Genomic DNA, 14,525 nt, shown 5'->3' on the forward strand with positions numbered 1-14,525 from the left:
GCTTTCACTATATGTCTAATATAACACAGATGAAACGCCATTACAATATGTCTATCAATATTTTTTTATATGAAATCAAATTTCTTGTTTTGAGAAATTTTCTTTTCCATCCAAAATAATTCACTCAATATTATTTTTTTAAATTGCTAAAATAGTTTCTCTTTACTAAAATATCCAAGCAAATAGTAGAAAAAAGGTTCAATCACAAATCTTGTGGGATGGCACATTCCTAACATAGGTTTTCCTACTTGCATCAATTAACTTTAAGAAGAAGTATTCATCATCAGGGTAACCATAACCTTGTCTTCGTAGAGTCTTGATTTTATTATTGATACCTTCTATTTTACCCGCAGAAATCTTAATAGTTGCATGAGCGATGATTCCTTCAAAGTGATTGTCTAAGAGTCGTCCAAACCATTGAAAGTGTTTGTTTTTTGTAGCTTGACAGATTTCGACAATTGAACTGATTTCATCTGCCATTTTACTCTCATCATTAAGGGTGTATGCGTAGCGCAATTTCTCTTTTACCACATCCAGTGTGAAGATTAATGCATTCTCTTTCAATAGTTCATCGTAACGTACTTCATGACCTTCTTTACGCGTAATGTTGGGTATATTAAATAAAGAACTGCCTTCCTTGATAATCTTTCCATTTCTGGCTTCATTGTCTTTTCTAATGAGCGTTTCTCGTGATGACATTAAGATGTATCTTGTCTTCTTAAGTGCCGCAGCAGCCTCTATATTCCCTTCATTCTTCAAACGATTTTGCTCATCCTTGCGAACCTCGTTGATGACCTTATCATTAAAGTTTTTGATGATATGAAAATGATCAAATACAACTTGGATGTGTTCGCATTTTTCTTCAAACGCTTCTTGGTAATTTGAGTTCATATCGCATGCAACAGCTTCAACGTGATCCATCCACTTTAGGCCAACATGCTCTATAAAATCATAGACGACTTGCTTCTTCTTTCCGTGTGCAATCCATAAAATGTGACCCGTTTCCATATCGATAATATGGGTTGCATACTTATGTCCATCATGGAGTTTAAACTCATCAATGCCTAGGTATCGTGTGTAGTCCTCTGGTTTCTTTAGTACCTCGCCATCAATTGTATAGAGTTCTTTCAAGCGTTTGAGGTCGATGGCTTTAACAGTGTTTTTCCCTAATCCTGTAATCTCAGCGACTTGCTTGAGGGTATATGTTCCAATACTGAGTAGGTCTCTTGTATAGTTTTCAAGTTCAATAGTAATAAAGTGGTTTTCAGCCTTAAACGGTACACTCTGCATCTTTGAATTCCTACAAGAAACACAATAGAATTGGGGTCTATCAAAACGAACATGCATCAGTGTTGCACCAATACTTAAATGCCTTAGTGTGCACGGTTTACGATTGTTTATATGCATCACCTTACCACAACCGCTGCATACTTTATCTGTTTCTTGAACTTCTAAAATACCATGCATGCAATAAGCATCTCTTTGGGATCTTGTTGTTTCGATTGTGGTGTTGGTGTTATGAAATCCACGGAGTGTATTAGGGATTAAGAAATGATTTAAACATAGTTCTTGTGATTGGGTTAGTGTCTGTGTATAATTCATGTATGGACCTTCCTGTTTGTTTATTCTGCAAAATAAATTCTACAGTAAGGTCTTTTTTCATTCAAGTTGTTATTATTTTACAAATGTCATTCACAGGCAATCCCACATAAAAAGTGATTGACCCAGAAAAAATTAAGATAATACCCTATTATATATAACTTACGAAACGATATTTCATATTTATAGTTTTATATTCTGATGTTGTAATATCGTTTCTTATGTGTTAGTATAAAATTAATCGTAGCGCTTTCATAAGCAAGGGAGGATAATTATGAAGAGATACGCATTATTTCTATTGAGTTGCTGCCTATTACTAGTAGGTTGTCAGTCTCACGATTCATCTGATAATAAAGGAACGACCTTAAGAGTCGCAACGTGGAATATTGGAGCAAACCCTGATAGCAGCGTACCTGATATGCTCGACCAGATTACTTCAAACAATATTGAAATCGTAGGTTTGCAGGAGGTGGATATCAATAATGATCGAAATGATTATGATATGCTTTCTGAATTCAAAAGCGAGACTTACGAGCATTTACACTGGGCTAAAGGAAGGGACTATGCGAATGGATATTTTGGACTCGGTATTGTATCTTCTTTCGCTTTTCTTCAATCTGCATCTATTCCAGTTGAATCAACAAGTAGCAATGCTACAAAAGTTATTGAAAAAGTAGTGTTTGAAAAAGAAGGAAAAGTTGTATCATTCTATAACGTTCATTTAAGTTGGGAAAATGAAAGTTTGCGAAAACGTCAATTTCAAGAACTAATTGACCGTGTAAACAACGATGAAAATGAATACAAGATTATCGTTGGTGACTTTAATGCTGATCAGAATAACAGAGAATATAAAATGTTTGCAGAACAGTTTACTTATGTTAACGGATATAAAGATCGTTGGATCGAAACCTTCCCAGATAAAGAAGCTGACCCTGCAATGAAGTCATATTCAATAGATAATATTCTCGTCACAAAAAACATTCAAATTGATGGATTTAAATCTATTTCCAGTGATTTATCTGATCATGAAATGTTATACAGTGATCTTAAATTACTTGACGATGCTACAGTCGAAACCGTAGCACCTAAAGATCGAAATATCGCACTTGCACAACTCGTAACTGTTTTACCTGAATCAGAACAAGATAACTATATACTTGTTGATGGTATTACAAATAACAATTGGAAGACTGTAGGAGAAGTGGAAATTACACTTGAACTCGACAGAATCTATCACTTATCTGATGTTAAGCTTTATACTAACAACAAAAAGGTCGATGCATCTGCCCTTTCATTCTCTCTAGATGGTGAAAACTATACTGATAACACTGCCTTTGATATGGCTGATCTGGTTGAAATTGAGTGTAATCAATATGCTAAATTTGTGAAAGTATCCATCGAATCTTCAAGTGAAATTGTATTGAGTGAAGTCATGGTCTATGGTGAACCCGCTAATACAACAATTAAGAACAGCTCAAACCTGCTCACGAGCACGCTTAATACAGATGCTTACGGAGGAATTAAACCTGGATGGAGTGTTGTAAGCAATAACCCTGCTGTGTCAGCGATTCAAGAAAATGATGCTATATCAATTTCCAACTTGATGGGAAATGGTTATGCAAGACTGAATCAACTCCTTCAACTAGAAGGAAATAAAACTTACAAACTAGCATTTGATGTTAAGGGAAATAATGTTGATTCCAGTGAATTTACACTGCGGATCCAGCAGTTTGATCGTCTTGGTGCACAAATAAAAACGTATTCAACACAGCTTAAAAACAATCTTTTAATTAACGAAAATTACGAAACATTCCTAACAACATTTGTAACCGCTCCTAATGTGAATTTAGTCATTATTAGCATCGAGTTCTCAAATTCCGAAGGGCAACTATTCCTTAAATCTGCTGAATTGTCAGAAACAGTAAAAACACAAATGTTAACCGTTAAGGGATCCCACCAAATGAAAATTGGAGAATCACAAACTCTTGAAACAATTAGCTATCCAACGAACGCTACCGATTACTCATATCATTGGGTAACAAGTGATCCAAGTGTTGCGGAAGTTGACGCTTCAGGGGTGGTAACTGCTTTAAAGAAAGGAACCGTGGTAATTTCACGAATATCGAATGAAAATCTTATCTTAGAATCATCGATTTTCATAAACGTAGAGTAATCAAGGCATCAACTTTACGATATAAATACCACTCAGTTTAAAGAAAAAAGACGTATTATCATAAACAGAAAAATATATTCTTTGAATATATATATGTCTATGGTTTTCGTCTTTTTTTACTTAGTAGAAAATATTCTGTATAGTATTCTGATTTATTAGAAACCCTATACTAAAATCTATAAAAACCCCATGGCATGAACACTAGATTATTCTACCAGTTCCATTTCCATAGGGTTTAACTAATTTCTATTTATCACAGGTACTTATAGGTTTTTCCCATTTGATTTTATAACACCTTTATACCAATAGAAACTGTCTTTTCTAATTCTTTTTGCAGTCCCTAATCCACGGTCATCAAGATCAACGTATATGTACCCATATCTTTTACTCATTTCACCCTGAGAAGCACTCACGATGTCAATCGGTCCCCAGGATGTGTATCCAAACACTTCAACACCATCTCCAATAGCATCTCTCATAGACTTGATGTGCTCTCGTAAATAATTGATTCGATAAGTATCATGAATTCTACCATCTTCTATAATATCCTCATGACCAAATCCATTTTCTGAAATAAATATCGGTTTTTCGTATCGGTCCCAATAGTGATTTAATGCATTTCTCAAACCTAAAGGGTCAATTGCCCATCCCCATTTATTCTTTTCTAGATATGGGTTGGATTTTGAAACAATATCACCATTTTCATAAGCAATAGTCCCGGTAAAGTAATAAGAGAATGTGAGAAAGTCTACAGGGTTTTGTTTCAACAATTCAGCATCTTCTTGTGTTATGCATAAACTAATCCCTTTTTCACTAAAATAGCGCTTCGCATACCCTGGATATGAACCTCTTATCATTACGTCTGAGAAGAAGTATTGTTGCATTTGATTTCTCTGAGTTGTAGCAAAGACATCCTCTGGTTTAGAAGTTGCAGGGTATGCAGTATTATCACCTAACATCACTGAGACTTTAGATTCTGGACATTTCTCATGGATATATTTTGTTAGCTTTGCTGCAGCCACAAACTGATGATGAACTGCTTGATATACTGTCTGAATGTCATAGCCTCTTTTTAATCCAAGTGACCCATACTCTCCCCAACCGTCTAAACAATTTACTTGATTGAACGGAATCCAATATTTTACTTTGTCATGGTATCTATCTACAATCGTTGTAGCAAAGTTAAGATAGAAATCAATTACTTCGCGAGAAGCAAATCCATTATATTCTTTCACTAGGTACACAGGCATCTCGTAGTGAGAGATTGTGATGATTGGTTCCATGCCTAAATCTACAATTTTCCCGATTAATCGATCATAAAATTCCAATCCTTTTTTGTTGGGTTCTTGTTCTATTCCTTTTGGGAAAATCCTCGGCCAATTTATCGATGTCCTAAATGTTGTGAAACCCATTTCCTTCATTAGCTCAAGGTCACTTTCATATGTGTGATAAAAGTCGATTCCTCGCCTTCTTGGATACAAGCTATCGTCATCTTTTAGTGCAAATTCTATTGAATCATCATCATGCGAATATCCTAAAATCGATGTAAGTGAATATTTTTCTGGAAGTATTTCTATATCCATTATTGATGGACCTTTTCCGTCAATATTCCATGCACCTTCTGCTTGGTTTGCAGCAATTGCACCTCCCCATAAAAATCCATTAGGAAACTGTGATTTTGACATATTATTTCACCCCGATCTTGTAATTTATTTCCATCATGTATTTTGCCATATTTTTTTCTGCAATGATTGTCATTAGTGTGTCTTGTGCATGCGAGAATAAAATTGTTGGCGAAACATCTTGTTCGATATAATCTTGCATGATTTGCGTTTGTACTCGATGTGCCTTATTGATATCCTCACCTGCCTCTTTTAAAAGCGTTTGAACGCTGTCTTTATGACTTGCATCAGTATCACTAATCGCAAGTTTAAGTGCTTGATGAATCTTATTTCTACCATTCCCAGCATGGAGAATGATTTCCATCGCTGTTTGGTTTAATTTCTCATTTGTTAACATAACTTACCCCCGATTCTATTAATTAGCTTTTGCTGTTTCTTCAGCAAGCGATTGATTATCAAATACCTTAAAGAATGGATAGTATACCACCCACGAAATCGCAAATAGTACAAACCAATAAATTACTGATACAAATGAACCGGATTCAAAGTAAGCACTGATAAATCCAGGCAAGTACCAAAAGCCAAACAACCGAGTCGGAATTGGGACTATATTTAAACTCATCAGAATATAAGTGAGTACCGGTGCAATTAATCCATTTATCCACATTGGAATCATTAGAATTGGATTAAATGCCACTGGAGCTCCAAAGATAATTGGTTCATTAATATTACAAATTGATGGCACGATTGTGGATCGTCCAATTGTTTTAACCTTTTTTGACTTCGCTCTTAGCATCATTATGTTAAGTGCTAAAGTCATTCCTCCTCCACCAATACTAAAGAACGTTGTAGTTCCTAATGTATGAATGTATTGAGCACTACCCCCGGCAGCGATTAGTGCTTGATTTGCACTAAATGCCTGATTTGTGATTGCATACATAATCGGATAGAGAAGCCAAGTTGAGATACCAAAAGTGTAAAGGAAGGAGTATCCCAAGAAGTTTAATATTACAAAGCCCCAGAATGACTGACCAACTTTGATAAATGGTGAGAACATTTGGTAAATTAGATCAAATATGTTTAATCCCGCTAACTCTGTTAGTGCCCAACCAAATAAAATAATGAGTGCGATAGGAATTAATGTATCAAACCATACTGTAATGAAGTCTGGTAATGAAGAGTCTTCTTTGAAAAATGAAAGATTTGAAAATATATTCATAACCAATGATACAAAGACACCTGATACCAATGAAGCAATCATCCCTCCAGATCCTAAATTTCCAAATTGAACAATCATGTTGCCGTCTGCATCAAAAATTGGAGAAATGATCATCATGAAAAATGCAATACCAGCTAATCCTGCTTGTTTCGCAATTCGTCTACGTCTTTTCTTCGTAAGAATTGCTTCAGGAATCAAGTACGCTAGAAATAGCGACATAAGTCCAAACGAATAATTGCTCAATGCTGATAGATCTGGGAATCCAGGTATTAATTCTTGAAAGATTCCAGCAAACGTACCAATTGACCCAATTAAAATTACAGGCATGATTGTTAGTAGTGATTCTTGTACACCTGCAACCCACGGGTTGCGGGTAATTTTATTCATTGCTTTTGAAAAATCTCCAGACATCCAATCCATAAATTTTTGCATATATTATTCCCCCAGTAATTTTAGCGCTTGGTTTACCAACCCTTTACCATCAAGTTGTCCATATATTTCTTCGCTAATAATTTCGATTCTTACACCATATTCTTCGGTGATTTCTTTTAAATCATCAACCATATAGCTCAAATGAGGTCCTACCATTATTAATGCAGAATCCTCAATATAGTCTTCAACAACAGCGTCACTTCTTGCTATGAATGTTAAGTCTACACCCATATCTTTAGCAGCTGAACGCGCATTACTCGCCATAAAACCACTAGACGCTCCTGTCCCACATAATAATAAAATCTGTCTTGCCATAATTATTACCTCCTATACTTTGATTATATTTGTAATGAAAATTTGATACCACTATATAAAGTTCCACCTATGAGGAACTAAACATATAGAATATGATTTTTATTACTTGATATGATTATATTGGGAAGTAATGCAAGGGGATGATCAAAATGGTTTTAAATGCGAAACAAGAGCTTCTTATCGAACTACTCAAAGAAAATGAGACTTTAACTGGGGAGATGATTGCAAACTCACTCAACGTATCAACAAGAAAAATTCGTAAATATGTACACGCCATTAACCAAACATTCGATTCTTTAGTTCTTTCTAGCAATCGAGGGTATGTTTTAAACAAAGAAAAATATACTTCTATTTACCAAGCACAACCGGATACTCTTGAGAGCATCGCGAATTTTTCACCTGGACAAAGACGTGACTACCTAATACAAGTAATGCTCGCTGAAAAAACCACGAACATATTTGATTTAGCCGATGAATGCTTCGTCAGCTTAGCCACGATTGAGAGTGATTTACAGAATCTTAAGAAACGACTAATAAAAAATAATCTTGAGATTCAAATTAAACAAAACCATGTCTCGATACTCGGTGATGAACTCGATAAGCGCAAGCTCATGAATGAGATTATTGGGAAAAGAAATATTAGCGGTAATACTTTTACAAATGAGATGAAAATTCTCATTGATTATTATAAATTTGATGACATTTCATCAGACATCCGCAATATTATGTTGTCATATGATATTTTTGCAAATGATTATGCACTCAATGCGATCGTTCTTCACGTCGTGATTATGGTTGACCGATTCAAAAATAAGAAGGAGTTGCCACCACAATACATTAACGATGATTTTTCAAAATCACTATCGTATCAGGTCGCAATAGAAATTACGAACCTCATCAACTCAACCTTTAATATAACAATTAGTGATAGTGAAATATATCAACTAACACTCGTTATTGATAATAATACTTCCTCAATCGACTTCTCGATCATTAATGCGGAAAATATTAGTGATTATATTGATGACGAAATTATAGAGATTGCTAAGTTTCTCATGGGCAAAATTGAGCGCAAGTTTTATATCGATAGTCTAGATGAGAATTTCTTCGTTAAGTTTACAATCCATGTACATAACTTAATGAATCGAGTCAAAGCAAATCATACTACAATCAATCCCTTTAAATTGCAACTTAAAAATCAAAATCCCTTTATTTATGACATAGCAGTCTATATGGCATACAAGCTTCAAAAAAAATATGACATAACCATCAATGAAGATGAGATATCATATTTTGCAATACATGTAGGAGGTCATCTCCAACTGATTAATCAAAAATCTATGAAACTTAAAGCAATTTTTGTGTATATTGAATACTATGATTTACACAACACATTGATAAAAGAAATCAATAACACTTTCAACGACCGCCTTGAAATTATAAGAATTCTTCCAGTAAGTGAATACGATATTAATTTAGAAGATGCATCAGACATTATTCTAATGTCTGAAACAATCAAAGAATCACCTAAACATATCTACGTTGGTCACTTCCTTACACCACGTATTGTTGAAGATATTCAAACACGTATTAGTCTAATAATTTCAGAATATTATAAAGAAAAATTCAAAAATATCGCTTTAAATTTTTTTAACAAAGATCTCTATGCTGTAAAAGCAACGACTAATTACACTCGATTTGATATTATCAAATGGATTACAAAGCAAACAACGAAGTTTGGGTATACGAGCAAGTATTTCATTCATGATATCATTGACCGTGAAAAACTTTCGAGCACAAACTTTAAAACAGTTGCAATCCCTCATTCCTTGTCCACCACCGTAGAGAAAAGCTTTATCTATACATACCTAAGCAAAGAACCACTTCAATGGGGAGATTCTAGTGTGAATCTTGTTCTTCTGGTTGGCGTAAACAGTAATGATATGAATAATTTTTCAATCCTATTTGATACACTAGTCGAGATATTGATCAATCCAGTTAATGTATCTTATCTTCTAGAATCAGAAAGCTACACTATGTTTATTGAACGCTTATTCTCCCTTTACAAATAACTACGTATTCCACTTTTTTGCATAAACCGATTTATATTGACTTATTACTGTACTTTGTTTCAACAACTTATTTATATTCTTTCGTACTAAATAAAAACTCTTCAAAGAAATACTCAGATTTATTTGAAAGATGCTCATTGACATGATCCATCCCATAGTATTCATAGAGTGTTGGTACATTGGAGAATAAGTTTGTTCCCAGTCCCAAACGATCCCCTTTAATATCAACTCCAATTGCTGCAAGTGTTGTTGGGAAAACATCCATAATATACATCTCACGATTTTTATTTTTTGCCGCCTTAATCAAAGCATCATCTACATTTATGTAAGCATTGAACGTTGTCCGAAGATAATTTTGATCGAGTGTCTTGAAGTAGTTTTTCTCCATGCTTAAATGATCGCCATGAACGATAATCACGGTGTCTTCATAGTAATCTTGTGCTTGAACATATTTAATAAAATCACTCACCATTCCATCAACACATGAAATAGAGTTTTCATAGGGTTGTGTAGAATCAGTTGGACAAGACTTATCGGTATAACCATCAGGAAAGTGGGAATCATCTGCTTCAATAACCATCATAAATGGATCATCAAGTTTAGATACTTCCTCAAGTCTTTGTTTTGAGAACTCAAAGAGTTTCTTATCCTCAAACCCCCACCATTCAGAGTAGTCTTGAGGAATTAGTCCTTTTTCTTTCGCAATTGTAAGGTCAAGGATATTAAAGTCTCCATGTGTTTTATAGAAGTTATTTACACCTGCGAATACGCCATCCGCACCCACTAGGAACTCCGTGTTATATCCTTCCTTCTTCAAGATATCACCAAGTGTAATTGTTCCTGGTGCAAACTCATATAGGTTTCCATAATCATTTCCATTGGTTGGTACTTTAAAAGGAAGTCCTGATTGTGAAGCATACATTGCTGCAATAGAATAGCCAGTTTCAGGTGCTTGGAATGGACCACCTAACTTATCGGTATTCGAGAAATTAATCGACCCTTTCTCGTTCACAATGTTTGTTAAGTTTGGAATGAGATTCCTGTCGACATTTCCGCCCAGCTCTTTTGATAAATAGGTAGTTTCATACGATTCAACATAAATAAAGATGAGGTTTTTCTTTTGTTGTGGAAACTTCAATATTTCAGACGATGGAAGTACATAGTTCTCTTCAAAAAACGTTGTTTTATCCGCAAAGAAATACTTTGATATTTTAAGACTTGTGTTCATATATACTATGCTTCCCGCAAATATCGACAATGTAACAAGACCCAATCCAATCTTTTTAATAAGCATGCGTGCTTTTACTTTCTTTAAGATTCTTACATATACCAGTGAAACCAGTATCGTAACCACGATTATCAGGAGTACATATTGTAGAATCTTAAGATAGAAACTCATCGGAGTCCCATCAGTGGGTGATGTGATACTGAAATAATATTGCTCAAAACTCACATCCCCAAAATTCATGACCATCCATGCCGTGAATCCAAATATAAAAATTGAAATAAGCAAAACAAGTGCTGATATTACCGTATATAATTTATATTTTTCTCTTTTCATTTTCCCTCCACACAAAAATCGACCATTGATTTAGTCAATCTTTGATTTTTTTTGACCTAATGTTTCATAAACGTGCAAAAAAGGTGCTGTTTAAACAACACATGAAATCCATTTATAACGCCTAATATTTCCGTAAAATATCATGTTTCCCCCAACCTATATTGACAGGTGTATTATATCATATGAACGATTACTATCATTATGAATCTTTTAATATTCGTAAATAAGAAAAACCAAATTGTATGGTCTGCCTTCCTTCTTAAAGGAATCAGCAACCATCAATTTGGTTTTTTATCTTACTTAAGGTATTTATTCATCCAACTTGTGATTTCTTCAAGTCGTTTAATACGTGATTTCGGACGGCCTCCTCGAGATAGTCCATGGCTCTCATTTTTGAACCACACAAAGCGTGTATCTACCCCTTGTTTTTTCACAACAGTGTATAACTGAAGTCCTTGTTCAATTGGACAACGGAAGTCTTCATCGCTGTGAATAAAGAGCAATGGTGTCGTGATATTACGTGCATGTTTTAGTGGTGATTGCTCCCATGCTTTTTCCATATCATCAATTGGATCAGCCGCAGTTTGATCGGGTTGGAAATAGTACCCAATGTCTGAAGTGCCATAGAACGATATCCAGTTTGAAATACTGCGTTGTGTCGCTGCAGCAGCAAATCTGTTTGTATGAGATACAATCCAGTTTGTCATGAACCCACCATATGATCCACCAGTCACACCAACACGTTTTGGATCAATTGGATACGCGTCGAGTACAATGTCGGTAAATTTCATGATGTCATCATAGTCAATGGTTCCATATTTTCCTCGGATATCCATAAACTCATTCCCATAAGCATCACCACCCCGTGGATTTGTGAAGAATACAACATATCCTTCGTTAGCCCAAACTTGCATCTCGTGGTAATAGACATCATTGTAAATCGTCTTTGGTCCACCATGGATATCTAGGATTGCTGGATAGGTTTTGGATGGATTGTAGTCTTTAGGTAAGAGGACCCAACCATCAAGTGTTACACCATCATTCTCAAACTCATGATGAATTGGTGTTGCGACATATTTATCACTCATGATTTCTTTATTGAATGATGAACGTCGTGTCACACTGTTATCTTCATTTAATGTCACAAGTTCTTGAAGGTCTTGACCAAATAGTCCAATCGCATAAACACGGTTTTCAAAGCTTACCCAACCATCAATAGAACCCTGTGGCGCATATTCTGTCTTCAATGAATGTGAATCAAAAGTATAAAGCATTGTACGATCGTGGTAGGTACCAACAAATGAAAGACCATTATCCCCAACACGGTAGGTACGGCTACCTCCTAGACGAGCATCACTTCCTACTGAATTTCCGCCAGAAAGTCCAAAGTCATAGGATTTATCAAGACTTCCGTCTCGAAGAATGTATATATCTTTATTCGTATTGATGCCAAAGGTATCGTGTGTTGCAGCCATTGCGTAAACAGCACCGTATTGCTCCCATAGGTAGCTAATTGCTAAATTATCATTCTCAAACAGTTTATCCAGTTTGTCATAACGAACATCATAAACATACCCATCTTGGAAGAATGAACCCACTCCGGTTTCTTTTTTTGCTGTTAAGTATAGCTTATGATAGTCTCGTTGGAAGTTTTGTACACCAACAGAAACATCTTTATCAAAGAGTCGTTTAAGTTCCTTGGTTTGTGGATTATAGCGGAACGCTTGAACATTCTTACCACGGGAGAATGTACCACCATCTGAGTAAAATGGAATTTCTTCAAATATTTCGACATACTCACGCTCTTCTTTTGTAGCATTGATGTAATCATCACGATTCGCTGGATCTTCATAGATTCCATGCTCATTTTCATTTAATGCACTAAATACGATCCATGTTGATTTGTCTTCAACAAATATATTTGATACTGGAAGATATAATGTTGTCGCATATTCAAATGTCTTCGAATTTAAGTCATAGCGATACAACACAGTCTTTGATTCGCTAACTGCTTTCTTTTCATCTTCTGTTTTCGCATAGGGTACAAGAATCGAAGTTTCAGATTCCCAATAATATTGGCTACTTTTCCCAATGTCTACCGCTTTTGAATGGTTAACACCATCACTGAACATTAGGGTATGAGTATAGGTGTTCTCTTTCAAGTCTGGTTTTGATACAACAAAAGCCATTTTCGAAAATAGCGGACTTGTTGTGAGATTTGAAAGGTATTTAAACTGATTCATATCTTGAATTGTAATTTTATTCATATTCTAAATACTCCTTTGCATATATTTTACCGTTTACATTTAAATAAACAAGGGAATTAGCATAAAATATTCGTTTTACTTAATTATTTCTGTAATCTCAATAATGAAAATTAATAATATTTTCATGCTACTCTCTAAAGAATTTGATTTTAACTTAATATATTAGCAAATCTCCTATCAACTTTTTTATTTAGTTGTATATTTACTTCCTAACACTTCCATGTATAATAATCCAGCGTAATGAGTCAGTTAATAATCTAAAAAAATGGATATTTTAATTTAATATTAAAGTATAAGAAAAAATCAATTGACTTTAAGTAGTAGTCGTATGATATCGTTTAACTATAGGAAGGAGTATATATTATGAGTATCTTAATTAAAATTAGGGAGTACGGTGGTTTATCACAAAGTGAATCAATGGTACAAAAATACATTTTACATAACACTAAGAAGTTTTTATCACAGAGCTGTAGGGATGTAGCGAAAGAAACATACACATCTCCTTCAACTGTTACTCGTTTTTGTAAACGAATAGTTCCAGAAGGAATGCATGCGATGAAATTAAAGCTTGCTACAGAAGTTGAAAGTTACAAAAATATCAACTTAGATATCCTTAACTCAACCATTATCCAGCCCAATGACTCGGTTCTTGATGTAACTGACAAGATTACGAAAATTTCTATTCAATCAATAGAAGAAACTCGACTGCTCCTTAATGAAGCAGATTTAGTTGACGCAGCCAAAATGATAGTAGATGCTACTGCTGTTGATTTTTACGGTACAGGTGCATCGAATGTAGTTGCAATTGATGCTTCATATAAATTTATGAGAATAGGCAAAATCGCTCAATGTTACCAACTTGTTGATCGCCAATTAGTACAGTCATTGAACTCAAATCAAAACCATGTCGGTCTTATTTTTTCTTTCTCTGGTGAGACTAAAGAAATGATTGAGATTGCTAAAAATCTTCAAGAAAGTGGAACTCCATCTATAGCTATCGTCGGCTCAATCGGAAGTCAACTCCCTAAATATACGGATTTAGCCATATTTGTTAGTGCAAAAGAAACAACATTTCGTAGCGGAGCAATGGCATCAAGAACTGCTCAACTATTCGTCGTGGATTTACTCTATGCAATAAGCAGTCTATATGATTATGATAAATCCCATTTAAATGTCGCAAAAACAAGAATATCGGTGTAAGCTGTTTCAACATTTGAAACAACGTTTCTCAATGTCCCAATATCATTGAAAATAGAAGTCAGTTG

General features: G+C 34.7%; 10 protein-coding genes. 3 read left to right on the plus strand and 7 right to left on the minus strand.

The window, feature by feature from the left end; genetic code table 11:
• Positions 1 to 198 precede the first annotated feature (198 nt).
• On the minus strand, positions 199 to 1,602 hold the full coding sequence (locus tag AOC36_RS10675) for an ISL3 family transposase (protein WP_078055020.1): 1,404 nt from the start codon (positions 1,600 to 1,602) through the stop codon (positions 199 to 201).
• 271 nt (positions 1,603 to 1,873) lie between these two features.
• On the opposite strand from AOC36_RS10675, the gene AOC36_RS10680 reads away from it, so the two are divergent.
• Positions 1,874 to 3,772, plus strand: coding sequence for an endonuclease/exonuclease/phosphatase family protein (locus AOC36_RS10680; RefSeq protein ID WP_067634129.1), 1,899 nt, complete (start codon positions 1,874 to 1,876; stop codon positions 3,770 to 3,772).
• 263 nt (positions 3,773 to 4,035) lie between these two features.
• Here the strand turns inward: AOC36_RS10680 and AOC36_RS10685 are convergent, their stop codons facing one another.
• Genes AOC36_RS10685 through AOC36_RS10700 form a run of 4 tightly spaced genes read right to left on the minus strand, consistent with a single transcriptional unit; the run spans position 4,036 to position 7,360 of the window.
• Positions 4,036 to 5,457, minus strand: a complete 1,422-nt coding sequence (locus AOC36_RS10685) for a glycoside hydrolase family 1 protein (RefSeq protein WP_067634131.1) — start codon at positions 5,455 to 5,457, stop codon at positions 4,036 to 4,038.
• A 1-nt stretch (position 5,458) separates the two neighbouring features.
• On the minus strand, positions 5,459 to 5,791 hold the full coding sequence (locus AOC36_RS10690; protein WP_067634133.1) for a PTS sugar transporter subunit IIA: 333 nt from the start codon (positions 5,789 to 5,791) through the stop codon (positions 5,459 to 5,461).
• A gap of 18 nt (positions 5,792 to 5,809) precedes the next feature.
• Positions 5,810 to 7,045 (minus strand): PTS sugar transporter subunit IIC, encoded by a 1,236-nt coding sequence (locus AOC36_RS10695; RefSeq protein WP_067634135.1) that lies wholly within the window; start codon positions 7,043 to 7,045, stop codon positions 5,810 to 5,812.
• A 3-nt stretch (positions 7,046 to 7,048) separates the two neighbouring features.
• A complete protein-coding gene (locus AOC36_RS10700; protein ID WP_067634137.1) occupies positions 7,049 to 7,360 on the minus strand; it encodes a PTS sugar transporter subunit IIB in 312 nt (103 codons plus the stop codon).
• Between the two features lie 149 nt (positions 7,361 to 7,509).
• Here AOC36_RS10700 and AOC36_RS10705 point away from each other — a divergent pair, with 149 nt between their 5' ends.
• A complete protein-coding gene (locus AOC36_RS10705) occupies positions 7,510 to 9,432 on the plus strand; it encodes a BglG family transcription antiterminator (RefSeq protein WP_067634139.1) in 1,923 nt (640 codons plus the stop codon).
• A gap of 67 nt (positions 9,433 to 9,499) precedes the next feature.
• On the opposite strand, the gene AOC36_RS10710 is transcribed toward AOC36_RS10705, so the two are convergent.
• Positions 9,500 to 10,993, minus strand: a complete 1,494-nt coding sequence (locus AOC36_RS10710; protein ID WP_067634141.1) for a sulfatase-like hydrolase/transferase — start codon at positions 10,991 to 10,993, stop codon at positions 9,500 to 9,502.
• A 296-nt stretch (positions 10,994 to 11,289) separates the two neighbouring features.
• A complete protein-coding gene (locus AOC36_RS10715) occupies positions 11,290 to 13,260 on the minus strand; it encodes an alpha/beta hydrolase family protein (protein WP_067634143.1) in 1,971 nt (656 codons plus the stop codon).
• A 363-nt stretch (positions 13,261 to 13,623) separates the two neighbouring features.
• On the opposite strand from AOC36_RS10715, the gene AOC36_RS10720 reads away from it, so the two are divergent.
• Complete coding sequence (locus tag AOC36_RS10720) at positions 13,624 to 14,460, plus strand: MurR/RpiR family transcriptional regulator (RefSeq protein ID WP_067634145.1); 837 nt, start codon at positions 13,624 to 13,626, stop codon at positions 14,458 to 14,460.
• Positions 14,461 to 14,525 lie beyond the last annotated feature (65 nt).

Source organism: Erysipelothrix larvae, assembly GCF_001545095.1.
In the GTDB taxonomy this organism is placed as follows: Bacteria; Bacillota_I; Bacilli_A; order Erysipelotrichales; family Erysipelotrichaceae; genus Erysipelothrix; species Erysipelothrix larvae.